Source organism: Rhodococcus sp. BP-241 (genome assembly GCF_019836145.1).
In the GTDB taxonomy this organism is placed as follows: Bacteria; Actinomycetota; Actinomycetes; order Mycobacteriales; family Mycobacteriaceae; genus Rhodococcoides.
Genome location: NZ_JABUEI010000004.1, coordinates 359,724 through 380,725, shown reverse-complemented (window position 1 = coordinate 380,725; position 21,002 = coordinate 359,724). Strand labels below are relative to the sequence as shown.

Genomic DNA, 21,002 nt, shown 5'->3' with positions numbered 1-21,002 from the left:
CTCCGATCAGCAGGTGCTGGGTGCAGGCAGGCCGGCGAAGCGATCGTTCAGCCACTGCAGTGCGGACGGCAGCCCGAGCAACGCGCCACTGAGGTGGTCGGGTGTCGGGGTGAGCAGCGTCTGCACTCGAGCGCCGGCGCTGCAGTACCGGGCGGTGGTGCTGTCGATGGCGACGACGGGGATGAGCCCGTCGGTCGGGCTGTGCCACTCGAAGATCGGTGCACGCGGAACGCCGGGGTAGAGCTCGACACTGTTCTCTTCCACGACGGCACGGCCCTGCGGATCCGCGAACACCGACTTGTTCGCGGTGATCTCCGCGGCGCTGTGGTTGGCGCCCACGGCCAGGATGTCGTTGGTGCAGGAGTCGGCGATCTGATTCATCATCGACGTGCCCTGGGGAGTCAGGTTCTGCGACACGGGCATCCGGTCCGGGTACTCGCGTCCGAGACCGATCGCCGCGGCCAGTGCCAGCCCGAACACGGGGTGCGGTGTGTTCTCGCCGAGCATGTAGGCCATCTTCAACAGGTTCATCGGAACGCCACCCTGGGCGCTGCCCACGATGTTCAACTCGGGTGCGTACGAGGGTGCCAACGCGGCTGCCCAGGCGGTGGCCATGCCGCCGCCGGAGTAGCCGCCCATGCCGACGGGGCTGTTGCGCAGCTGCAGCGGATCGAAGTTCTTGGCAGCGCGGATGCCGTCCAGCGTGATCTGACCGCCCAGCTTGGCGGCACCGTAGGCACTGTTGGGGCCGAGGTGGTCCGGCATCGAGACCGACCAGCCGCGGGTGAACACCGCGTTCAAGGCGGCGGCGTCGCGGATGACGACGTTCGGGTCGGTCGACCACAACGCCTGCGAGGGCGCGCACTTCAGGCCGAGAGCATTGACGATCTGCTGGTAGGAGAGCAGCGGGCCGTCGGGCGCCTTCCCCAGTGGGACGAAGACGGTGGTGACACCGACGATGGGGTTGCCCTCGCTGCCGGTGCTGCGGAACGCCAGTTGCCACGTCGACACGCCGATGAAGTTGGGCGGGTTGGGCATCGGACGGCTGGCGAGGATCGTGCCCGGTGCGAGCCCGGAGATGTCGCCCGGCGCGGAGTAGAACGGGTCGGCATTGGGGGTCGGGTACTGGGCGTCTGCGGCTGCGGTCCCCGGAAGGGCGGCAGCGACGACGGCTGCGGTGACCACGGCGAGCACGAGGCGACGAATGGATCTCACTGGAACACTCCTACGAACCGACTGTGCGGTTATCGAACGACAGCCACATTGAACACTGCCCGAGCGCTCGGTTCCACTCGGGAAACGGCGCCCCGGCCCCGTGATCGAACCGTAAGCAAGCGACACGACGGCGACAACCGTATTCGGTGGTTCTTGTGTAAGGTCCAAACTTTGTCCACTCGAGTGGGAGCGCTCAGTCCTCGCGGTGAACGTCCTCGACGGTCTTGTCCTCACGCAGGCCCCGCCAGCTCGGATGGCGCAACGAGCCGCCGTCCGTCCACTCGAAGAACCGCACCTCGCCGACGACGGTGGGGGCCACCCACGTCGCATCGCGGCGGTCGGCGGTGGGGAGAGGTTCGTCGAACGGTGACTCGTCGACGACGCTGGGGCGCAGCAGTGTCAGCAGGTCCGCGCGCTGGCGCTCGGTGAACCCGGTGCCGACGCGCCCGACGTAGTGCAGTCCGTTCTCCGACGGGATGCCGAGCAGGAGCGACCCGATGCTCCCGGTGCGGGAACCCTTGCCGGCGCGCCATCCGCCGATGACCACCTCCTGCGTCCGCCAGTTCTTCACCTTGATCCACGAGGTGCTGCGTCGGCCCACCTCGTAGGTCGAGTCCCGCCGCTTCGCGACGATGCCCTCCCACCCGCGGCGTTCGCTCTCGGACAGTGCTCCCGCCGCTGTGCCGGGCAGGAGCGGCGAGACGGTCGCTGTCTCGAGGCCGGTCAGGAGCAGTTCGAGGATCTTGCGCCGGTCGGTGAACTTCTTGCCCGTCAGATCGGTGCCGTCGAGGTGGAGGATGTCGAAGCAGATGAACTGCACGTCGTCGGGATGCGCGTCCTGCAGTGCCTGGAAGCTGGTGACTCCGTCCGCGCGGTAGACCACGGCCTCGCCGTCCAGTACGACCGCATGGTCGGACAGATCCGCGGCGAGCGCCGTGATCCCCGCGTAGCGGCGCGTGAGGTCCTGTCCGGTTCGACTCTCGAGCACGACGTCCCCGTGGTCGAGGGTCGCGACGATGCGGACGCCGTCCCATTTCCCCTCGAACGACCACTCGTCGGCTTCGAGTCCGGACAGCGTTCCGGCGGACGCCAGCATCGGCCGCAGGTGCTGGGGCAACTGCGTGCGTGTCGGCTGGGGGCGCGATGTCATCCGGTGCACGAGCCACTGGTCCCGGTCGGTCCGGATCAGTGCGTACCGGCCCGCGACGCGCTCACCCGCGAGTTCGACGATGACCTCGTCGTCCCGCCACTTCTCGGTGGTGAAGGTGCCGTGATCCCAGACGCTGACCTCGCCGCCGCCGTACTCGCCCTGCGGGATGGTCCCCTCGAAGGATGCGTAGTCCATCGGATGGTCCTCGGTGTGCACGGCGAGATGGTTCTTCTTCTCGTCCGTCGGCAGATTCTTCGGGACCGCCCACGAGACCAGCACGCCGTCGCGCTCGAGTCGGAAGTCGTAGTGGAGTCGACGTGCGTGGTGTTCCTGGATGACGAAGATCGGGTCCGCGGATTCCCGAGTCGTCGATGTCGTCGGGACGGGTTCCGGTGTGCGCGAGGCAGTCCGCTTGCCGCGGTACGGACCGAGGCTGTCGGTGATCGTCGACGCCTCCGGCTCCGGATCGAGGCCGGCGAGCAGATCGCCGTCCCGGTGGAAGCGAGCGAGCACCTCATCGAAGCTCAGTTGAGCGAGACCGCCGCCGGAGAGCTCGTCCCACGTCCGCGGAGCCGCGACGGTAGGGCGGTCGCGTCCGCGCAGCGAGTACGGCGCGATGGTGGTCTTCTTGCCGTTGTTCTGACTCCAGTCCAGGAAGATCTTCCCGGGCCGCAGAGCCTTCGACATCGATGCGGTGACCAGATCGGGCATCTTCTCCTCGAGAAGCGTCGCAACGCGTTTCGCGACGGTCGAGGCGCCGGACGACGAGACCGGCTTCTCCAGCGGGACGTACAGGTGTATGCCTTTGCTACCACTGGTGAGGGGGTGCGCGGTGAGCCCGATGGCGGTGATCATCGCCCGTACCTCACAGGCCACGGTCGCGCAGGTGTCGAGGTCGACGCCCTCGCCCGGATCGAGATCGAAGACGATGCGGGTGGCTTTGCCCTGCTCGTCGCCGTCGAAAGTCCATTGCGGCACATGGGCTTCCAGCGCAGCCTGCTGTCCCAGCCACGCGAGATCGGCGGCGGTGTGGAAGACGGGGTAGACCACGACGCGGTCCGAGTGGTGCAGACGTCGTCGATCGAGCCAGTCCGGAGCCGACGCGGCGAGGTTCTTCTCGAAGAACGAGCCTGCCTGGACCCCGTTCGGCCATCGCTTCCGCGTGACAGGGCGTCCGAGAAGGTGGGGGAGCATCGCGGGCGCGATGTCGACGTAGTAGTCGATCACCTCGCCCTTGGTGGTGCCCGTCTCCGGCCACAGCACCTTGTCGACGTTGGTCAGGGCGATCTGTCGCCCCGCGACCTCCAGCGATGCCATGGGTTCAGGATAGATTGCGTGCTTCGCGAGCTGGGTATGTTCGAGGGCGGTGCCACGCTCGGTGGCAGGACCCGCGCGCGGGACCGACGAGGCAGGAAGCGAGGGCCGCGTGGCCGGAGTGAACGTGACGGTGGATTCGACGATGACACCGGACGAGGCGTGGGCCAGGGCGTCCGATCTGTCCAGCTTCCAGGAGTGGATGACCATCTTCGGTGGATGGCGCAGCCCCGTGCCGGACACGTTGAAGGAAGGCGTCACCATCGACTCGCTGATCAAGGTCAAGGGTTTCCGCAACGTGATCACCTGGACGATCACCGAGTACGACAAGCCCTACGAGATCGCGCTGCTCGGCAAAGGCAAGGGCGGTATCAAGATCGATCTGAAGATGTCCGTCGCGCCGAAGGGCGCCGGATCGGAGTTCACCCTCGACGCGAACTTCCGCGGCGGGTTGCTGTCCGGCCCGATCGGCGGGGTCGTCGCGAAGGTGCTGGAGTCGGACGTGCGCACGAGTGTGACCAACCTGGCGAAGCTGGGGTAGTCACGCCACGGGTGTGGTCCCCGCCCTACCGGTGTCCGTCCGGCGCAGCCACCACAGCGCCGCGATCGGCAGGATCACCGGGATGAACAGGTAGCCCGATCCGAAGTGCGACCACACCGTGGGCTCCGGGAACTCCTGCGGCACGGCGTAACTGGCGATCGAGACGGCGAGCACACCGACTATCTCGACGACGCACGAGATGGTCGCGATGCGGCGCGACACCACGGAGGCTCGTGCGAGACACACGGTGCCGACGATGTAGACCAGGGCGGCGAACGCGGACAGCAGGTACGCGACCGGTGCGTCGTCGAACCGGGTCCCGATCTGCACCGCCGAGCGCGACGCGGCGGCGACGGAGAACAGGGCGTAGAGGGCGATGAGGACGCGCCCGATGCCGGACCGGGTGGCCGTCTGCAGGTCCGTGCGTGCGGTGTCAGGCATGGCCGGCCCAGATCTGGTTCAGACGCAGCACCATCACCGCGAGGGTGAGGGTGACGACGATCAGGACGGCGGTGCCGCCGCGACTGCGGTCCCCGAGAGACCACCACACTCCGATGGGCAGCAGCAGTGCGAGACCGATGAGGTACGCGCCGAAGGTGACGGTGTGCACATCGCGGTCGGTGGTGGCCAGGGCGACGAAACCGACCACGGCCTGCGCGAGCACGAGCAGCTCGATGCCGACGAGAAACCGGAAGAACACGCGGTCTCCGCGGTTCGCGAGGAGCAGCGCCTGATTGCGGATCAGCTTCACCAGTGCCCAGACCGCGGCGACGAGTGGCAGCACGTAGAGGGCGACCGTGATGGGTGTGAGCATGGTGAGCCCAGTTTATCCCCGTCCGATTCGTCCCTCGGCAGGTGAGGTTGCGGCCCCCGGACGGTCGGACCAGTCGTGTCCGAAGCGCGCGACGCAGTGCCAGAGCTGTTTGACGTGCTGATCGTCGTGCTCACCGGTGTTCGCGGCCTGACCGACGATGTACGCGGTGAGACGCCCGTCTCTCGCCACGGACCGTGCGAGGTCGGCGATGTGTGGTCCGCGGTAGTCGGCGCAGTGATCGAACCGACTCGATGTCAGCTCGAACCCGTGGTGCCACCGCACCGGAACGGGTGCCCGGCGTGCGATCGCGTCCAGCTCGGTCCCGCGGAACGACGGGTCGAGAACGAGTGCCTCGACATCGGTGTCGAGTCGTAGCGGTCCGTGGACATGGGCCTCGATGTAGTCGTCGAGCACGTCGACGTCGTGGTGGGAGAGTGCCGTCTCGACGAGTGGCATGCGCTCACCGGTGCCGAAGGCTGTCGGCTCGTGGACGGAATCGGGGTAGCAGAAGGTCGTCGCGGGGAGCACGTCTCGGCGGAGCACCAGGTGGGAGGAGCCGAAGCGCACCGATCCGCCCGCGGGCTCCAGGCGGTGATTCAGCGAGCCGTAGATCGGGCGCTCCGATGCCGGGCCGTGGTCGTACGCCCCACCGAACATCCGGGACTCCCATGCGTGGCGACGACCGCCGGGCGCAGGATCGAACCCGCCGTTGCTCGTGCCGGTGACGAACTGCGATCGGTACAGGTTCTCCTCGATCAGCACCTCGAGCAACGGTCGGCCGGCCACGAGCCGATCGGGATGGAAGTGCACGGTCACTCTCGTCGCCGGCGGCACGGGTGGGCCCGCCTCGACTCGCGACGCGACGTGCGCGAGTGCGAGGAGGCGTCGGGCACCCGAGGCGTCGACCACACTCCGACGGTAACGCGGCGGTGTGTCGTCGGGGTTACGCGAGTGAGCAGGACGAAACAGGGCGTTGTTCCGCGGGTGACCATCCGGACATCGAGCGGGCCTGTACTGGTGTCAGCGGGACGGACGTCTCCGCACCCGAGTACTCGCTCACTCATCTTCCGGAGGTTCCCGTGGCCGCGTTCGATCAGACCATCCTCGACAACATGTCCGCCTCACTCGCCGAGATCCCGCACCCGTCACTCCCCAAGGGCAGCAACATCTACGGCGGAACCAAGATCTTCCCGGACTACAAGGCGGAGGACGGCGAGTCGTACTTCACCCTCGTGCACGGCATCGCCCACGAGTCGTCGGTGAGCTTCGTCGCCGTGCTGCAGGCGACGCGCGCTCTGCGCAAGGGCTACGAGTCGGCGATGTACTTCTACGGTCCCGGTGCCATCAACTGCCTGGCGACCCGCGGCTTCCCCACCACCGGAGACTCCGGTTTCCCCGGCGAGCAGAACATCAACGACGCTCTCGCGACGTTCATCTCGGAGGGCGGCACCGTGTTCTGTTGCCGATTCGGGCTCGCGCTGCACGGCGGCCGCGAGGAAGACCTCATCGAGGGCGTCGTGCCCGCGCACCCGCTGGACGTGCAGGACGCGTTGATCCACTACGCCCGCAAGGGCGCGATCATCAACTCCACGTACATGGTCTGAGGTGAGACGGCGATGTCCGACGTTCGACTGCAGACCCCGACCGGCCTCCGGCCTTCCCGCTCGACCAGGAACCACCGGGTCGATCTGGCCCTGCTCGGCATCCGTGGGACCCCACCGGTGCGCCGCACCGCGGGTGCGGGACCGAGCGACGACGGCCACGTGAGCATCGACGGACTCGGTGCAGCGCTGCCCCGCAATCCGTCGAGCCCCTACGTCCTGGACGGCGATCGGGTGCTGTTCGACGGGGACGACATCGGACTGGACATCGCCGCCATCGCCCGGCCGGCCTTCTACGACCTCACCACCGACGACGGTGTGCCCTACGAGAAGCTCGCCAAGCTCCACGGCAAGGGGGTGCTGGCCACGACCGTGGTCCAGACCTGCATTCGCTACGACGAGTCGCAACGGTGTCGGTTCTGCTCCATCGAGGAGTCGTTGCGCAGCGGCGCCACCGTGGCGGTGAAGAAGCCCGCCGATCTCGCCGCCGTGGCCGAGGCGGCGGTGCGACTCGACGGCATCACCCAGATGGTCATGACGACCGGGACCTCGGCGGGCCGAGATCGCGGGGCGTTGCACCTGGCACGCTGCGTCCGCGCGGTGCGCGCCGTGCTCCCCGACCTGCCGATCCAGGTGCAGTGCGAACCGCCCGGTGATCTCGCGACCCTCACCGAGTTGTACGACGCCGGCGCACGGTCCATCGGTATCCACGTCGAGTCCCTGGACGAGGACGTGCGGCGCCGCTGGATGCCGGGCAAGGCGTCGGTCTCGCTCGACGAGTACCGCGCGGCATGGGCGGAGGCGGTGCGTGTCTTCGGACGCAACCAGGTGTCGACGTATCTGCTGGTCGGGCTCGGCGAGGACCCGGACGAGGTGGTTCGCGGCGCCACCGAGCTGATCGCGATGGGGGTCTATCCCTTCGTCGTCCCGTTCCGGCCACACCCGGGGACCCTCGCGGTGGACGTCGACGGGGCCGGGGCGCCGTCCGCCGAGCTGTTGACGGACGTGAGCACTCGGGTGGCCGCGGCACTGGTGGACGCGGAGATGCTGGGGACCGACCAGAAGGCCGGGTGCGCAGCGTGTGGTGCGTGCAGCGTCCTGCAGACGATGGGTGGCTGACATGAGCACCGAACTGTCGATCCTCACCGGGGCACCCACCGTCGGCGCTGCCCCGTTCCTCGTCCGGCCGGCCGAGTCGGCGGCCGATCTCGCCGCCTATCACCGTCTTCGACGCGAGTCGTTCGTCGTCGAGCAGGGCTTGTTCTCGGGTACCGACCGGGACGGCGTCGACGACGATCCGCGCGCGGTCGTCCTTCTCGCGACCGCCCCCGACGGCACCGTCCTCGGCGGGGTCCGGGTGGCTCCCTGCACGGACGTCGACCTGGGATGGTGGTCGGGCAGCCGCCTCGTCGTCGCGCGGGAGAAGCGTAGTCGCGCAGTGGGACCCGCTCTGATCCGAGCCGCCTGCGCTCATGTGGAGACGGCCGGGGTGGTGCGATTCGACGCCACCGTGCAGTCTCGCCACGTCCCGATGTTCACGGCGCTCGGGTGGACCGCCACCGGCCCCACCGTGCTGGCCGGCGCCCCGCACGAGACGATGCGCTGGACCATCGACACGGTGGCACGTCTCGTCCGGTCGACCAAGGCCGTGCTCGCAGGTGTGCTGGCGCCCCTGGCCACTGCGCCACTGGGGTTGGGGGCGAGTGGTTTCCGAGGCGACGACGGAGTGCCGGTGCCCGGCTCCGACATCATCGCCGCGTGCGACGCCATCGTGCCGTCGATGGTCGAGCGCGACCCGGAGTGGGCAGGATGGTGTGCCGCCCTGGTGAATCTGAACGATCTGTCCGCCATGGGTGCGACCCCGGTGGGCATGCTGGACGCCGTCGGCGCTCCGACGACGTCGCTCCTCACCCGCGTGATCCGGGGCCTCGCCCGCGCCGGTGACGCGTGGGGGGTTCCCGTGCTCGGCGGCCACACCCAGGTGGGTGTGCCGGCGGCGCTGTCGGTCACGGCACTCGGACGGACGTCGTCGCCGGTGCGTGCGGGCGGCGGTGAGGTCGGTGACGAGCTGAGTCTCACCGCCGACCTCGGGGGCGGCTGGCGACCCGGTTACCACGTCCTGCAGTGGGATTCGACCTCCGCACGCTCCGGGTCGGACCTCCGCGAGATGGGCTCGTTCGTGGCCCGGGCAGCTCCTCGTGCGGCGAAGGACGTCAGCATGGCGGGGCTCGCGGGCACCGTCGGCATGCTGGCCGAGGCATCCGGTACGGGCGCCGAGATCGACGTCGCCCGCATACCCCGACCCGGCGGTGCCGACCTCGGCCGATGGATCACGTGCTTCCCCGGGTTCGCGATGATCACCGCGGACCGCCCCGGACGTCGGCTCCCGCCGGCCGGTCCGGCGACATCGGCCGCCTGCGGCCGCCTCACCTCGGAGCCGGGAGTCACCTTGCGGTGGCCCGACGGCGCCACCACCTCGGCGGTCTCCGCCGCAGTCACAGGATTGGGACCAGCATGAACGACGTAACTCTCTCGGTGGCGTCCGAGCGCTTCGGCCGCGACATGGACGAGTCGTACGCCACCATCGAGCGCACCATCGCGGAAGCACGGCGACGCGGCAGCGCGCTGCTGGTCCTGCCGGAGGCGTGCCTCGGGGGCTACCTCCCGAGTCTGGGAGGCGGAGACGAGTCGGAGGAGAAGCGCCGCACCCGGCTGCAGAACCTGCCGCCGGCCCTCGAGCTGGACGGTCCGGAGATCGCGCGAGTGTCGGCGATGGCCGGAGACATGGTGGTGACCTTCGGTTTCTGTGAGGCGGACGGTCTCACGCGGTACAACGCCGCGGTGACGGTGCACGGTGACGGGGTGCTGGGCTCGTACCGCAAGGTGCACCAGCCGCTGGGCGAGAACCTCTGCTACTCGGCGGGTTCCGAGTACCGCGCCTTCGACACCCCGGTCGGCCGGATGGGCATGCAGATCTGTTACGACAAAGCGTTCCCCGAGGCGGCGCGGGAGATCGCACTCGACGGCGCCGAGATCATCACCTCGCTGTCGGCATGGCCGACCTCGCGAACGGGTCGTGCTCCGAACATGGCCGACGATCGATGGAAGCTGCGCTTCGACATCTACGACCAGGCGCGAGCACTGGAGAACCAGGTCGTGTGGATCGCGTCCAATCAGGCGGGGTCCTTCGGGTCGCTGGACTTCGTGTGCAGCGCCAAGATCGTCGGTCCGGGAGGGGAGATCCTCGCCGGCACGGGCGTCGAACCCGGCCTGGCGACAGCGACTCTCGATGTGCAGAAGGCGATCGCGGCGGCTCGCGGAGGTGGCATGTACAACCTGCGGGACCGCCGTCCGTCCGTGTACGGGACCCTCGTCGACGGCGACAGCATGTCACGGGTGGACCGGGTGATGAGCCGTGCCTGAGATGACCTTCACCGTCCAGTGGCCCAACGGGTGCCGCCAACAGTGCTACTCACCGTCACTCGTCGTCCGTGACCATCTCACGGTCGGGACGCGCTACGAGATCGCCGACTTCGTGCAGCGCAGTCGACTCGCGCTCACCGAGGCCAGTGACCGGGTGCGGGCCAAGTACGGCTTCGCGTGTACCTCGGCAGCGGCGACTCTGCGCGAGATCGAGACCACCGCAGCGGCGTTCGACCGCGGCACCGTGCACGTGCTCGACCTGGGAGGAGCGCGATGACCGAGCATCACACCGTGATCGTGATCGGCGCGGGCCAGGCGGGGCTGTCCATGAGCTGGCACCTGACCCGACGCGGTGTCGACCATGTCGTCCTCGAACGGGACACCATCGCCCACGAGTGGCTGGACGGGCGGTGGGACAACTTCACCCTGGTGACACCGAACTGGCAGTGCGTCCTGCCCGGGTACGCCTACGACGGCGACGATCCCGACGGATTCATGACCCGAGACCTGGTGTACGACTTCGTGCGGCGCTACGCCGACTCGTTCGGCGCTCCGGTCCGCGAACACGTCGCGGTGCTGTCGGTGCAGCAGGCACCCGGTGGCGGCCACGTCGTGTCGACCTCCGCCGGGTCGATGACCGCGGATCAGGTCGTGGTGGCCGTCGGTGGCTACCACGTCCCGTCGATTCCACGCCTCGCCGAGCGAGTGCCGGAGACGATCACGCAGATCCACTCGTCGGGGTACCGCAGCGCGGCGGCGCTTCCTCCGGGTGGGGTCCTGGTGGTCGGTACCGGGCAGTCCGGCGCGCAGATCGCCGAGGATCTGCACCTCGAGGGCAGGCAGGTGCACCTCGTCGCGGGGTCCGCGCCTCGTGTCGCCCGCTTCTACCGCGGACGGGACTGCGTCGCGTGGCTGCAGGACATGGGGGTGTACGACGTGTCGATCTCCGAACACGCCGGCGGACTCTCCAAGCGGGAGAGCACGAACCACTACGTTACCGGGCGGGACGGCGGACGCGACATCGACCTGCGTGCCTTCGCGCTGGACGGGATGCGGCTGTACGGGCGGTTGACCGACGTCGGTTCGGACGGTGTCCTGCGTTTCGCGCCGACTCTCGAGCAGTCACTCGACGCGGCGGACGCGGTGTCGGAGGGCATCAAGAACGACATCGACGCCTACATCACCAGGGCGGGACTCGACGCTCCCGTCGAGGAGCGATACACACCGGTCTGGCGGCCCGAGTCGGAACCCACCGAGCTCGATCTCGAGGCGGCGGGCGTCACGTCCGTCGTGTGGGCCGTCGGCTTCCGCCGGGACTATCGCTGGCTGAAGGTCGGGGTGTTCGACGGTGAGGGCCACCCGGCTCACACCCGCGGTGTGACCGCGGCGGAGGGCCTGTACTTCCTGGGTCTGCCATGGCAGAACACCTGGGGCTCGGGCCGATTCGCGGCGGTGGCACGGGATGCGGAGTACCTCGCGGAGCAGATGTCCCCGGCGGTCGGCGCCCGCGTGCCCGCGGCGGTCTGACCGCGAGATGGCGCCGATCCGGGCGGCGGCGCTCGCGGGACACTTCGGCCGTGACGTCGAGCGGTCCGTCGAGAAGATCGTGGGCATCATCGAGCAGGGCCATCAGCGGGGCATCGACCTGTTGGTCCTGCCCGACGCCTGCCTCGGCGGTTACCTCGGTGATCTCGCGCGGCCCGATCTCGAGGAGCTGCCGCCGGCGCTCGACGAGGACGGACCCGAGCTCGCGGTGATCGCTGCTGCGGCCGGTGCGATGACCGTGTGCGTGGGCTACACCGAGAGGGCGGCCCTGGTCCGTTACAACGCCGCCGTGTGCCTCACGGGCGACGGTGTGTTGGGTCGTCATCGAAAGGTGCACCAACCGGCGGGGGAGTCGTTGGCCTATGCGGCGGGAGATCGGTTCTCGGCGTTCGACACGCCGGTGGGCAGGATGGGCATGCTGATCGATTACGACAAGACATTCCCCGAGGCGGCGCGCACCTTGGCTCTGGACGGTGCGCGCATCATCGCGGCGCTGTCGGCGTGGCCGGCCAGTGTGACGGACAGGGCGTCGAAGTTGGCCAACGACAGACAGTCTCGCCTGTTCGACCTCTACGACGCCGCCCGGGCAGCCGAGAATCAGGTGGTGCTGCTGTCGTCCAATCACACGGGGGTGACGGGATCTCTGCGCTTCCTCGGGCAGGCGAAGATCGTCGGTCCCGGCGGCGAGGTCCTGTGCCGGACGCGAGACAAGGGTGGCCTGGCGTGCTGCGACATCGACGTGGACGCGGAGGTGGACCGGGCCCGTCGGGTGCTGCGTCACCTCGACGAACGACGACCGGACACCTACCACTCACAGGCATCGAAGGAGACCACGTGCGTGTCGCCCTCCTGACCTACTCGACGAAACCGCGAGGGGGAGTGGTCCACACCGTCGAACTGGCGGAAGCACTGGCGCGCGCGGGAGCGGACGTGACGGTGTGGTCCCTGGCGCGCGGCGGCGACGAGGGCTTCTACCGTGCGATCGATCCCGCGGTGACGGTTCGTCTCGTTCCGTTCCCGGCGCGCGAGGACGAGTCGGTGGGCGATCGCATCCTGCGGTCGATAGCACTGATGCGCAGTGCATTCGACCCGGGTGAAGCCGACGTCGTGCATGCCCAGGACTGCATCACCGCGAACGCCGTCGGACGCTGTGTCCGCACGATCCACCACCTCGAGGAGTTCACGACACCGGAACTCGCCGCCTGCCACGAGCGCGCGGTCGTCGAGCCCCTCGCCCGCATCTGTGTCTCGCGCGCCGTGGCCGACGAGGTGCGTGCGGGATGGGGGCTGTCGCCGACGGTCATCCCCAACGGGGTCGACCATGCTCGGTTCGCGGCGGCACGCGGCGACGAGTGGCGCACCCGTCTCGGCCGATACGTCCTCGCGGTCGGTGGCATCGAGCCGCGCAAGGGGAGCATCGACCTGCTCGAGGCCCACGCCGCGCTTCGAGAGCGGTGTCCGGACGTGGGTCTGGTGTTCGCCGGCGGTGAGACGTTGTTCGACTACCGGGGGTACCGGGCGGAGTTCGACACCCGACTCGCGGAACTGGCGGGCAGGCCGGAGGCCGGTCGGTCGACAGGCGACGAGGGGCCCGTACCGCGGGTGCTCGGCACCGTCGACCACGACGTGCTCCCGTCTCTCGCCGCGGGCGCGTCGGCATTCGCGTTCCTCTCCACCAAGGAAGGCTTCGGGCTGGCCGCGATGGAGGCTCTCGCCGCCTCGGTTCCCGTCGTGGTGCGGGACCTCCCCGTGTTCCGCGAGGTGTTCGGGGACGCGGTGCGCTACGGCGGCGACGCGGAGGGGACGGCTGCCGCACTCGAGGACGCTCTGACGTCGGACGACCGTGCCGCTGCCGGGCGCGCACTGGCTGCCCGCACGAGTTGGGACGACGCCGCGGCCGCTCATCTCGCGTTCTACGCAGGGCTCGCGCATCGCTGATCAGCGCAGGGGCGATGTGCCCGCGTCGTCGGGTCCGTCGTCGGGGAGGTGTCCCGGCGACGTGGTGTCGACCGTCGCGTCGAAGAACAACTGGACGAACGACAACGGAGCCGCGCGTTGCTCGCTGTCCCGCTCGGGCTCGTCGGACATGGTGGCACTCCCTTCTCGACGTGGATCGCCGGACCAATCATCTCAGATTCTGAATAGTTGAACAACTGAGAGATATACCGGTGTCGAGGGGAAAATGATGTGATCCACTTCTCAGGGCGCGGAAACTATGTTAAGACATACAGACATGGTTCGAGCGTCGCTGGGCGGCTCGGACCCGCCACGCCGACGATGGGATGTCATGTCTTCGCAAGTCAGCACCACGGGAAGTGCACTACCGCCGGACGCACCCGGTCCCCACTCGCGTCGCCTCGGCGTCATCGCCGTGGTGGCGACCTTCGGTGGCCTGCTGTTCGGATACGACACGGGCGTCATCAACGGCGCGCTGGAGCCGTTGAAGGAGGACCTGTCGCTCACGGCCTTCACCGAGGGCTTCGTCGTCAGCATCCTCATCTTCGGGGCGGCCATCGGCGCACTGGTCGGGGGCCGACTGTCGGACAAGTACGGCCGTCGGCACAACATCCTGATGCTGGCCGGCATCTTCGTCCTCGGCACTCTGGGCTGCGTTCTCGCCCCGTCGTGGGAGGTGCTGGCGGTGTTCCGCTTCATCCTCGGCCTCGCGGTCGGCGGAGCGTCCGCGACCGTGCCGGTGTACCTCTCGGAGGTCTCACCGTTCGAGCGCCGCGGTTCCCTGGTGACGCGCAACGAGGTCATGATCGTCAGCGGCCAGTTCGCGGCCTTCGTGATCAACGCCCTCATCTTCAACATCTGGGGCGAGCACGACTCCGTCTGGCGCTACATGCTGCTGGTCGCCGTGTTGCCCGCGTTCGCACTGTTCTTCGGCATGCTGCGGATGCCCGAGAGTCCGCGCTGGCTCGTCTCGCAGGGCCGGGACGACGACGCCCTGGCGGTGCTGAAGCAGGTGCGGTCCCCCGAACGTGCGGAGGCCGAGATGGCCGAGGTGCACGCGCTGGCCGAGGAGGAGAAGCTCTCGCAGACCGGCGGCGCGGCCGACCTGTCGGTGCGGTGGATCCGACGGTTGATCTACATCGGTGTGGGACTCGGTGTTTTCCAACAGTTCACGGGCATCAACTCGGTGATGTACTACGGCACCCAGCTCCTCGGCGACGCCGGATTCTCGAGCAGCTCCGCCATCATCGCGAACACGCTCAACGGCCTCTTCAGCGTCCTCGGCATCACGGTCGGCCTGCTCATCATGAATCGGATCGATCGCCGAACGATGCTGATCGCGGGCTTCTCACTGACGACGCTCTTCCATCTCCTGGTCGGACTGTCCGCACTGCTGCTGCCGGACGGCACCGCCAAGGCATACTTCATCCTCGTCTTCGTCGTGCTCTTCGTCTTCTGCATGCAGGGCACGATCGGGCCGCTGGTCTGGTTGATGCTCGCAGAGATCTTCCCGCTCAAGATCCGCAGCTTCGCCATCGGTGTCTGCGTGTTCATGCTGTGGATCGCCAATGCTGCCGTTGCACTGGCCTTCCCGCCGGTGGTCGACGCGCTCGGCATCGCGCCGACGTTCTTCATCTTCGTCGGACTGGGCATACTGGCCCTGGTCTTCATCATCACGCAGGTGCCGGAGACCCGCGGTCAGAGCCTGGAGGAACTCGAGGCCCGGTTCCGCCGCGAGTACTCCTGACACGATCACCCCACTTCGAGAAGGACGGCGAGACATCATGGCAGTACTGGTGGCAGTGACCGACAGCGACGAGGGCCGACACGCACTGTCGGAGGCGGTGTCGGAGGCGCGCATGCTCGAGACCGACGTGATCGCGGTGAACCTGACCCTCGGCGCGCTCGACACGAGCGACGTGGGCGGTGACGTGGCGGTGCGAGTGATCGACCGGGCGGGGCGCGAGGACCGCGACCCGGTGATCGCGGTGATCGACGAGATCGAGGCGCACCCGGAGGTGACGCGACTCGTGATCGGGATCAAGAAGCGCAGTCGGGTGGGAAAGGCATTGCTGGGCAGCGTCAGTCAGCGTCTGCTAATGACGTCACCGGTGCCGGTGCTCACCGTTCGACCCAGCTGAGCCGAACGGTGAGCGGTGGCAGAGGTCAGACGGTGCAGAGCGGGCGGATCTCGTTGCTGCCCTGAGTGGTCGGCGACGTCAACAGCAGGCAGGCGTTGTAGCCGCGGCTCTCGACGACGCTCCGGATCTGCTTCCACTGATCGGAACTCACCTGCGGCGACCGCGACAGGACGAAGCCGGACGTGCGGAACGGATCGCCCACCAGCGCCCACGAGTAGTCGTCGGCGATGTAGGTGACGATGTAGTTGGTGGGTCCCTCGGGATTGTCCTGGGTGGGCACACCGGGGAAGCTCACGTGCAGCTGCGCCTGCGTGACCGGATCGTTCACCCGGGCGTTGCCGATGATCTCGTTGGCTCCGCCGTCCCAGCGGGTGCAGTTGTTCTGCACGCGCACGTTGCTGGGGTCGAGCACCTGGTAGTTGGCCCGGGTGTCCTTGGCGCAGTTCAGGTTGAACGGCTGCGGGACGGCCGCGATCTGCCACCAGTCACCCGCGTAGCGCTGGACGTCCAGCTGAGCGATGGGCTGCAGCGGCTCGAACAGGGGCTGCGCGGACGCGGCGCTACCGCCGGCGAGCAGAGCTCCGGTGACCAACGCTCCGGCGACTGCCGTGCGGATGATGCTGCGGATCATGAGGTGACTCCTTCTTTCGTGGCGTTCGAACTGTCTTCGGAGTGCGGGTCGAGTTCGGTCGGCCACCAGATGCGGGGACCGATCAGGGTGAACAGGGCCGGAATCACGATCGTGCGGACCACGAAGGTGTCGAGCAGGATGCCGAGGCCCACGACGATCCCGAGCTGCGTGAGCAGAATGAGGGGCAGGACGCCCAGCACGGTGAACACCGCGGCGAGCACGATGCCCGCACTGGTGATGACCGCGCCCGTCGACGCGACGGCGCGCACGATGCCCGTCCGCGTCCCGTAGGACGGTGTCTCCTCGCGTGCCCGGGTGACGAGGAAGATCGTGTAGTCCACACCCAGGGCCACGAGGAACAGGAACCCGAACAGCGGCACGTTGTCGCCGAGGGCGGGGAAGCCGAAGATGTTCTCGCTGGCCCAGCTGCCGATGCCCAGAGCCGCCAGCGTGCTGAGCACCGTCGTGGCCACGAGCACCAGGGGTGCGAGGGCCGACCGGAGCAGAACGAACAGCACCAGCAGAACCACCAGCAGGATCACCGGGATGATCACCAGGCGGTCGCGAGCTGCGGCATCGGACGTGTCCAGCGCCTGCGCATCGCTGCCGCCCACCAGAGCGTCGGCACCCGTGATCGGAGCGACAGATGCACGCAGGTTCTCGACCGCGGCGAACGCGCCGTCGGAGGACGGTTCCGCGTCGAGCACGACGGACCACTCGGTGAGACCGGTGTTTGAGGTGCCGGGCCGGGAGTCCGCAGTTCGGGACACCGACACCACGCCGTCGGTGTCCTGCAGCGCTGCCTCGACCTCCGAGGCCGCCGCGGTCCGGGCGACGACCACGGTCGGATCTGACTGCCCCGCCGGGAAGTGCTCGGCGAGCGTGTCGATGCCGGTGACGGATTCGGCGGTGACGCGGAACTGCTCGGTCTGCGACAGGCCCACGTTCGTTCCGACGAGGCCGAGAATGCAGACGGCCAGCGCGACCAGCGACACCGCCGCGGCGCGGCCGGGTCGACGACCGACGGCGTTGGCGACGCGGAAGAACACGCCCTTGTCCGTCGGCTCGGGATCGCCCACGCGAGGAACGAACGGCCAGAACAGCTTCCGGCCGAACAGCGAGAGCAGTGGCGGAAGAACGAAGAGCACGAAGACGGCGGCGACCACGAGACCGGCCGCGGCCAGACCGCCCAGGCTGCGCGTACTCGGCAGAGTGCCCAGCAGCAGCGTCAGGAGCGCGAGCACCACCGTCGCGTTGCTCGCCACGATGGCCGGGCCGGCGCGTCGCACGGCATGGTGGAGGGCGACCCGGTGGTCGCTCTCGCGGCGCAGTTCCTCGCGGTACCGGGAGATGAGCAGCAGCGCGTAGTTGGTCCCGGCGCCGAACACCAGGACGCTGGTGATGCCCGAGGTGCTGCCGTCGAACGAGAGCCCGGTGAGCCCGGACACGGCGGTGCCGACCGTCGAGGCGACCCGGTCACCGAAGCCCACGACGGCGAGCGGCACGAGCCAGAGAATCGGTGACCGGTACGTGGCGATCAGCAGCAGGGCCACCACCAGCGCGGTGACGCCGAGCAGCGTGACATTGGCCCCGGAGAAGGAGTCGGCGATGTCGGCGGCGAACGCGGGACCGCCCGTGACCTGCGCCGTCAACCCGTCGGGGAGGCCGTCGGTGGCAGAGGTGCGCAGCTCGGTGACCAGATCGGCCAGTCCCGTTCCGGACTCCGACGTCGACACCTGGACGGGGGCGATGGCCGCCTCGCCGTCGGGTGCGGGAACGACCGGGGCGTCGGGCGCACCCGCGTCCACCCCGCGCTCGACACCGTTCATCCGCATCCTCGCGGCAGCGACGTCGGCGAGGTCCTGTTCGGACAGGGCGCCGCCGTCGGCGCGCGTCACCACGAGGATCACTGGCGAGAGGTCGGAGTCGGGGAATTCCTCGAGCAGGGCGTCGACCCGTGCCGATTCCGCGTCCGAGGGGAGCGATGTCGGCGAACTCTCGGCGGCGGAGTTGCTCCCGACGCCGCCGATGAGCGCGCCGGCGGCAAGGACGACGAGCAGGGCGACGATCCAGGACCGAGGCCCCGAGACGAGGCCGGCCACGCGGTTCCACACAGAGTTGTCGCTCACCGGAAAAGTGTCTCAGTTAGTTGATCGTTAAGCAACTGAGACATTGCTCGGAGGTCCGGCGAGTACGCTGACACCCGAGTTTTCGAAGGAGAATCTGTGTCAGCACACGAACGGTCGGAGCGGTCCGACGCGACCGACGCCGACGGTGCCCGGCGCGATCTCGAATCCACGATCGCCGCCGACATGCGCGCCATGACAGCCGAGTCGGATCAGCTCGGCCGTGTGTTCGGCTCTCGACACCACCTCAGCGCGAACGACTTCCGAGCCCTACTGCACATCATGGTCGCCGATGTCGGTGGACGTCCGGTGTCGCCGGGCGAGCTCGGCTCTCTCCTCGGACTCTCCTCCGCCGCCATGACGTATCTGGTGGAGCGGATGATCGCGTCGGGTCACATCCGCCGCGAACCCGACACGCGGGACCGACGGCGGGTCATCCTCCGCTACGACGAGCCGGGAATGGACGTCGCACGGCAGTTCTTCGGCCCGCTCGGACAGCACGTCCACGAGTCGCTGTCCGCGCTGCCGGACACGGATCTCGCTGCGGCGCACCGTGTGTTCGGAGCTCTCACCGACGCCATGCAGACCTACCACCAGGAGATCAAGAGCACCGGGTGATCAGGCCCCGAGCTTCTGAGCGAACATGACGATGATGCCGCTGGGTCCGCGCACGTAGGTCAGTGCATAGACACCCTCGTAGTTCGCGACACCGCGCAACGGGTGGCAGCCGTGCCGAGCGGCCACTGCCAGAGCCTGCTCGAGGTCGTCGACCTCGAAGGCGATGCGGTGCATGCCGATCTGATGCGGGAGCGTCGGTTCCGTTTCGATCATGGTGGGATGGCGGTTCTGGAACAGCTCGATGCGGCCCGCCCCGTCCGGCGTCTGCAGCATCGCGATGTCGGCGTGATTGCCGTCCAGACCCACCGCCGTGTCGGCCCACTCGCCCTGGACCGTGTCACGGCCGAGGAGTGTCAGACCCAGATCGGTGAAGAACGCGATGGCCTCGTCGAGGTCGCGTACCGCGATCCCGACGTTCTCGAGTCGTATCGACATCGCTCGACTCTAACGACCGGTGTGCTCCACGATGACGTCCTTCACGCGATCGACGTCCGCGGGGACGACGTCGAAGCGCTGCGGCAGGTCCTCGATGCCCTCGAACGCCGGCGGACGCTCGGGTTCGGTTCCCAGTGCCTCCCGCACGATGTCCGCGAACTTCGCGGGCAACGCGGTCTCGAGCACGATCATGGGCACGCCCTCGCGCAGGTTCCGGCGGGCGACACTCACGCCGTCGGCGGTGTGCGGGTCGATGGTCACGCCGTAGCGCTCGGCCACGTCGCGGATGGTCTCGACGCGGTTCGCGTGCGTGCTGCGGCCGGACACGAAGCCGAACTCCTGGATGCGATCGAACTCGGGAGTACCGGAGAAGTCGAAGCCGCCGTCGGTGTCGAGCGCGCGGAACAGCTCACCGAGCCGGACCGCGTCCTGATCGACGAGGTCGTAGAGGAAGCGCTCGAAGTTGGACGCCTTCGAGATGTCCATGCTGGGGCTCGAGGTGTGGTGGGTCTCGGCGGCCGCGCGGGGACGGTAGACACCCGTGCGGAAGAACTCGTCGAGGACGTCGTTCTCGTTGGTCGCGACGACGAGCTGGTCGATCGGCAGGCCCATGCACCGGGCGATGTGTCCGGCGCACACGTTGCCGAAGTTGCCGGACGGCACCGAGAACGACACGCGCCGGCCCGGCCCGTCCGTCGCGAGGAGCCACCCGTGCACGTAGTAGACGACCTGCGCGACGACTCGACCCCAGTTGATCGAGTTGACGGTGCCGATGGCGTGGTGCGCCTTGAACTCGGCGTCCTTGGAGACGGCCTTGACGATGTCCTGGCAGTCGTCGAAATTCCCCTCGACCGCGAGGTTCACGATGTTCTCGTCCTGCAGGCTGAACATCTGGGCCCGCTGGAAACTGCTCATCCGGCCGTGCGGGCTCAGCATGACGACGCGGATGTTCTTCTTGCCGCGCATCGCGTGCTCGGCGGCGCTGCCGGTGTCACCCGATGTGGCGCCCAGGATGTTGAGCTCCTCGCCGCTGCCCGCGAGGGAGTACTCGAACAGGTTGCCCAACAACTGCATCGCCATGTCCTTGAATGCCAGCGTCGGGCCGTTGGACAGCCCCAGGAGATGGAGCGAGGTGCCCTGCTCCTCGCCGAGTGGACGCAGCGGGGTGATGAGTGACGTGTCGTCGCCGGGTCGGCCGTTCGAGTAGACCTCGGCGGTGTACGTCCGGCGCGTGATGTCGCGGAGGTCCTCCGCGGGAATGTCGTCGGCGAACTTCGAGAGCACCTCGAAGGCGAGGTCGGCGTAGGACAGTGAGCGGAACGACTCGAGCTCGTCGGCGGTCAGCTGCGGGTACTCGGCCGGCAGGTAGAGACCACCGTCGGGGGCCAGGCCGCCGAGGAGGATGTCCGAGAAGTGCTGGGGCAGGTTGTGACCCCGCGTCGACTGATACTGCATCTTCGTCTCTCTCGTCCGGTGGCGCGCCCGGCTGACA

Annotated in this window: 22 protein-coding genes; 12 read left to right on the top strand and 10 right to left on the bottom strand. The window is 68.4% G+C overall.

Annotated features, from left to right (window positions below):
• Positions 1 to 6: 6 nt before the first annotated feature.
• Positions 7 to 1,215, bottom strand: a complete 1,209-nt coding sequence (locus HQ308_RS10995) for a lipase family protein (protein WP_222646395.1) — start codon at positions 1,213 to 1,215, stop codon at positions 7 to 9.
• Positions 1,216 to 1,408: 193 nt separating this feature from the next.
• Positions 1,409 to 3,682, bottom strand: coding sequence for an ATP-dependent DNA ligase (locus HQ308_RS10990; protein ID WP_222646394.1), 2,274 nt, complete (start codon positions 3,680 to 3,682; stop codon positions 1,409 to 1,411).
• A 109-nt stretch (positions 3,683 to 3,791) separates the two neighbouring features.
• Here HQ308_RS10990 and HQ308_RS10985 point away from each other — a divergent pair, with 109 nt between their 5' ends.
• Positions 3,792 to 4,220 carry an SRPBCC family protein gene (locus tag HQ308_RS10985; protein WP_056442173.1) on the top strand — a complete coding sequence of 143 codons (429 nt, stop codon included), beginning with the start codon at positions 3,792 to 3,794 and terminating at the stop codon, positions 4,218 to 4,220.
• On the opposite strand, the gene HQ308_RS10980 is transcribed toward HQ308_RS10985, so the two are convergent.
• Genes HQ308_RS10980 through HQ308_RS10970 form a run of 3 tightly spaced genes read right to left on the bottom strand, consistent with a single transcriptional unit; the run spans position 4,221 to position 5,943 of the window.
• The gene (locus tag HQ308_RS10980) at positions 4,221 to 4,661 is read right to left on the bottom strand and encodes a hypothetical protein (RefSeq protein ID WP_222637914.1); all 441 of its coding nucleotides are present in this window, start codon (positions 4,659 to 4,661) and stop codon (positions 4,221 to 4,223) included. It abuts the gene before it with no gap.
• Complete coding sequence (locus HQ308_RS10975) at positions 4,654 to 5,034, bottom strand: hypothetical protein (protein WP_027506091.1); 381 nt, start codon at positions 5,032 to 5,034, stop codon at positions 4,654 to 4,656. Before HQ308_RS10975 ends, HQ308_RS10980 begins: the two co-directional genes overlap by 8 nt.
• 12 nt (positions 5,035 to 5,046) lie before the next feature.
• Positions 5,047 to 5,943: a DUF3626 domain-containing protein gene (locus tag HQ308_RS10970; RefSeq protein WP_308115750.1), complete on the bottom strand. Its 897-nt coding sequence runs from the start codon at positions 5,941 to 5,943 to the stop codon at positions 5,047 to 5,049.
• 170 nt (positions 5,944 to 6,113) lie between these two features.
• On the opposite strand from HQ308_RS10970, the gene HQ308_RS10965 reads away from it, so the two are divergent.
• Genes HQ308_RS10965 through HQ308_RS10930 form a run of 8 tightly spaced genes read left to right on the top strand, consistent with a single transcriptional unit; the run spans position 6,114 to position 13,541 of the window.
• Positions 6,114 to 6,638, top strand: coding sequence for an MSMEG_0572/Sll0783 family nitrogen starvation response protein (locus HQ308_RS10965; protein ID WP_027506093.1), 525 nt, complete (start codon positions 6,114 to 6,116; stop codon positions 6,636 to 6,638).
• Positions 6,639 to 6,650: 12 nt separating this feature from the next.
• Positions 6,651 to 7,754, top strand: coding sequence for an MSMEG_0568 family radical SAM protein (locus HQ308_RS10960; protein ID WP_222646393.1), 1,104 nt, complete (start codon positions 6,651 to 6,653; stop codon positions 7,752 to 7,754).
• A 1-nt stretch (position 7,755) separates the two neighbouring features.
• Positions 7,756 to 9,153 carry an MSMEG_0567/sll0787 family protein gene (locus HQ308_RS10955; protein WP_222646392.1) on the top strand — a complete coding sequence of 466 codons (1,398 nt, stop codon included), beginning with the start codon at positions 7,756 to 7,758 and terminating at the stop codon, positions 9,151 to 9,153.
• The gene (locus HQ308_RS10950) at positions 9,150 to 10,058 is read left to right on the top strand and encodes a carbon-nitrogen hydrolase family protein (protein ID WP_037185976.1); all 909 of its coding nucleotides are present in this window, start codon (positions 9,150 to 9,152) and stop codon (positions 10,056 to 10,058) included. Before HQ308_RS10955 ends, HQ308_RS10950 begins: the two co-directional genes overlap by 4 nt.
• Positions 10,051 to 10,335 carry an MSMEG_0570 family nitrogen starvation response protein gene (locus HQ308_RS10945; protein WP_056441075.1) on the top strand — a complete coding sequence of 95 codons (285 nt, stop codon included), beginning with the start codon at positions 10,051 to 10,053 and terminating at the stop codon, positions 10,333 to 10,335. The genes HQ308_RS10950 and HQ308_RS10945 overlap by 8 nt, the downstream gene beginning before the upstream one ends.
• A complete protein-coding gene (locus HQ308_RS10940) occupies positions 10,332 to 11,585 on the top strand; it encodes an MSMEG_0569 family flavin-dependent oxidoreductase (protein WP_037185980.1) in 1,254 nt (417 codons plus the stop codon). Before HQ308_RS10945 ends, HQ308_RS10940 begins: the two co-directional genes overlap by 4 nt.
• A 7-nt stretch (positions 11,586 to 11,592) precedes the next feature.
• Positions 11,593 to 12,456, top strand: coding sequence for a carbon-nitrogen hydrolase family protein (locus tag HQ308_RS10935; RefSeq protein ID WP_056441078.1), 864 nt, complete (start codon positions 11,593 to 11,595; stop codon positions 12,454 to 12,456).
• Positions 12,438 to 13,541 (top strand): MSMEG_0565 family glycosyltransferase, encoded by a 1,104-nt coding sequence (locus HQ308_RS10930; RefSeq protein WP_222646391.1) that lies wholly within the window; start codon positions 12,438 to 12,440, stop codon positions 13,539 to 13,541. The genes HQ308_RS10935 and HQ308_RS10930 overlap by 19 nt, the downstream gene beginning before the upstream one ends.
• On the opposite strand, the gene HQ308_RS10925 is transcribed toward HQ308_RS10930, so the two are convergent.
• Positions 13,542 to 13,691, bottom strand: a complete 150-nt coding sequence (locus HQ308_RS10925) for a hypothetical protein (protein ID WP_155957046.1) — start codon at positions 13,689 to 13,691, stop codon at positions 13,542 to 13,544.
• Positions 13,692 to 13,890: 199 nt separating this feature from the next.
• Between HQ308_RS10925 and HQ308_RS10920 the strand changes: the two genes are divergently transcribed.
• Both HQ308_RS10920 and HQ308_RS10915 read left to right on the top strand, forming a co-directional pair.
• A complete protein-coding gene (locus HQ308_RS10920; protein WP_056441079.1) occupies positions 13,891 to 15,306 on the top strand; it encodes a sugar porter family MFS transporter in 1,416 nt (471 codons plus the stop codon).
• 37 nt (positions 15,307 to 15,343) lie between these two features.
• A complete protein-coding gene (locus HQ308_RS10915) occupies positions 15,344 to 15,700 on the top strand; it encodes a universal stress protein (RefSeq protein WP_027506099.1) in 357 nt (118 codons plus the stop codon).
• A gap of 25 nt (positions 15,701 to 15,725) precedes the next feature.
• Here HQ308_RS10915 and HQ308_RS10910 read toward each other — a convergent pair whose 3' ends face one another.
• A complete protein-coding gene (locus tag HQ308_RS10910; RefSeq protein ID WP_222646390.1) occupies positions 15,726 to 16,331 on the bottom strand; it encodes a lipocalin family protein in 606 nt (201 codons plus the stop codon).
• Positions 16,328 to 18,460: an MMPL family transporter gene (locus HQ308_RS10905; protein WP_308115749.1), complete on the bottom strand. Its 2,133-nt coding sequence runs from the start codon at positions 18,458 to 18,460 to the stop codon at positions 16,328 to 16,330. The genes HQ308_RS10910 and HQ308_RS10905 overlap by 4 nt, the downstream gene beginning before the upstream one ends.
• Before the next feature lie 183 nt (positions 18,461 to 18,643).
• Here HQ308_RS10905 and HQ308_RS10900 point away from each other — a divergent pair, with 183 nt between their 5' ends.
• Positions 18,644 to 19,075: a MarR family winged helix-turn-helix transcriptional regulator gene (locus tag HQ308_RS10900; protein WP_051613432.1), complete on the top strand. Its 432-nt coding sequence runs from the start codon at positions 18,644 to 18,646 to the stop codon at positions 19,073 to 19,075.
• Here HQ308_RS10900 and HQ308_RS10895 read toward each other — a convergent pair whose 3' ends face one another.
• Together HQ308_RS10895 and thrC are read right to left on the bottom strand one after the other, a co-directional pair.
• On the bottom strand, positions 19,076 to 19,510 hold the full coding sequence (locus HQ308_RS10895) for a VOC family protein (protein WP_222646389.1): 435 nt from the start codon (positions 19,508 to 19,510) through the stop codon (positions 19,076 to 19,078). It abuts the gene before it with no gap.
• Positions 19,511 to 19,519: 9 nt separating this feature from the next.
• Positions 19,520 to 20,965, bottom strand: coding sequence for a threonine synthase (thrC, locus tag HQ308_RS10890; RefSeq protein ID WP_222632266.1), 1,446 nt, complete (start codon positions 20,963 to 20,965; stop codon positions 19,520 to 19,522).
• Between the last annotated feature and the right edge of the window lie 37 nt (positions 20,966 to 21,002).

Excerpts from the sequence above, each read along its gene's own strand:
- HQ308_RS10990 (WP_222646394.1), bottom strand. The coding sequence starts at position 3,682 with ATGGCATCGCTGGAGGTCGCGGGGCGACAGATCGCCCTGACCAACGTC.
- HQ308_RS10980 (WP_222637914.1), bottom strand. The coding sequence starts at position 4,661 with ATGCCTGACACCGCACGCACGGACCTGCAGACGGCCACCCGGTCCGGC.
- HQ308_RS10975 (WP_027506091.1), bottom strand. The coding sequence starts at position 5,034 with ATGCTCACACCCATCACGGTCGCCCTCTACGTGCTGCCACTCGTCGCC.
- HQ308_RS10960 (WP_222646393.1), top strand. The coding sequence starts at position 6,651 with ATGTCCGACGTTCGACTGCAGACCCCGACCGGCCTCCGGCCTTCCCGC.
- HQ308_RS10955 (WP_222646392.1), top strand. The coding sequence starts at position 7,756 with ATGAGCACCGAACTGTCGATCCTCACCGGGGCACCCACCGTCGGCGCT.
- HQ308_RS10950 (WP_037185976.1), top strand. The coding sequence starts at position 9,150 with ATGAACGACGTAACTCTCTCGGTGGCGTCCGAGCGCTTCGGCCGCGAC.
- HQ308_RS10940 (WP_037185980.1), top strand. The coding sequence starts at position 10,332 with ATGACCGAGCATCACACCGTGATCGTGATCGGCGCGGGCCAGGCGGGG.
- HQ308_RS10935 (WP_056441078.1), top strand. The coding sequence starts at position 11,593 with ATGGCGCCGATCCGGGCGGCGGCGCTCGCGGGACACTTCGGCCGTGAC.
- HQ308_RS10925 (WP_155957046.1), bottom strand. The coding sequence starts at position 13,691 with ATGTCCGACGAGCCCGAGCGGGACAGCGAGCAACGCGCGGCTCCGTTG.
- HQ308_RS10920 (WP_056441079.1), top strand. The coding sequence starts at position 13,891 with ATGTCTTCGCAAGTCAGCACCACGGGAAGTGCACTACCGCCGGACGCA.
- HQ308_RS10915 (WP_027506099.1), top strand. The coding sequence starts at position 15,344 with ATGGCAGTACTGGTGGCAGTGACCGACAGCGACGAGGGCCGACACGCA.
- HQ308_RS10910 (WP_222646390.1), bottom strand. The coding sequence starts at position 16,331 with ATGATCCGCAGCATCATCCGCACGGCAGTCGCCGGAGCGTTGGTCACC.
- HQ308_RS10900 (WP_051613432.1), top strand. The coding sequence starts at position 18,644 with ATGCGCGCCATGACAGCCGAGTCGGATCAGCTCGGCCGTGTGTTCGGC.
- HQ308_RS10895 (WP_222646389.1), bottom strand. The coding sequence starts at position 19,510 with ATGTCGATACGACTCGAGAACGTCGGGATCGCGGTACGCGACCTCGAC.
- thrC (WP_222632266.1), bottom strand. The coding sequence starts at position 20,965 with ATGCAGTATCAGTCGACGCGGGGTCACAACCTGCCCCAGCACTTCTCG.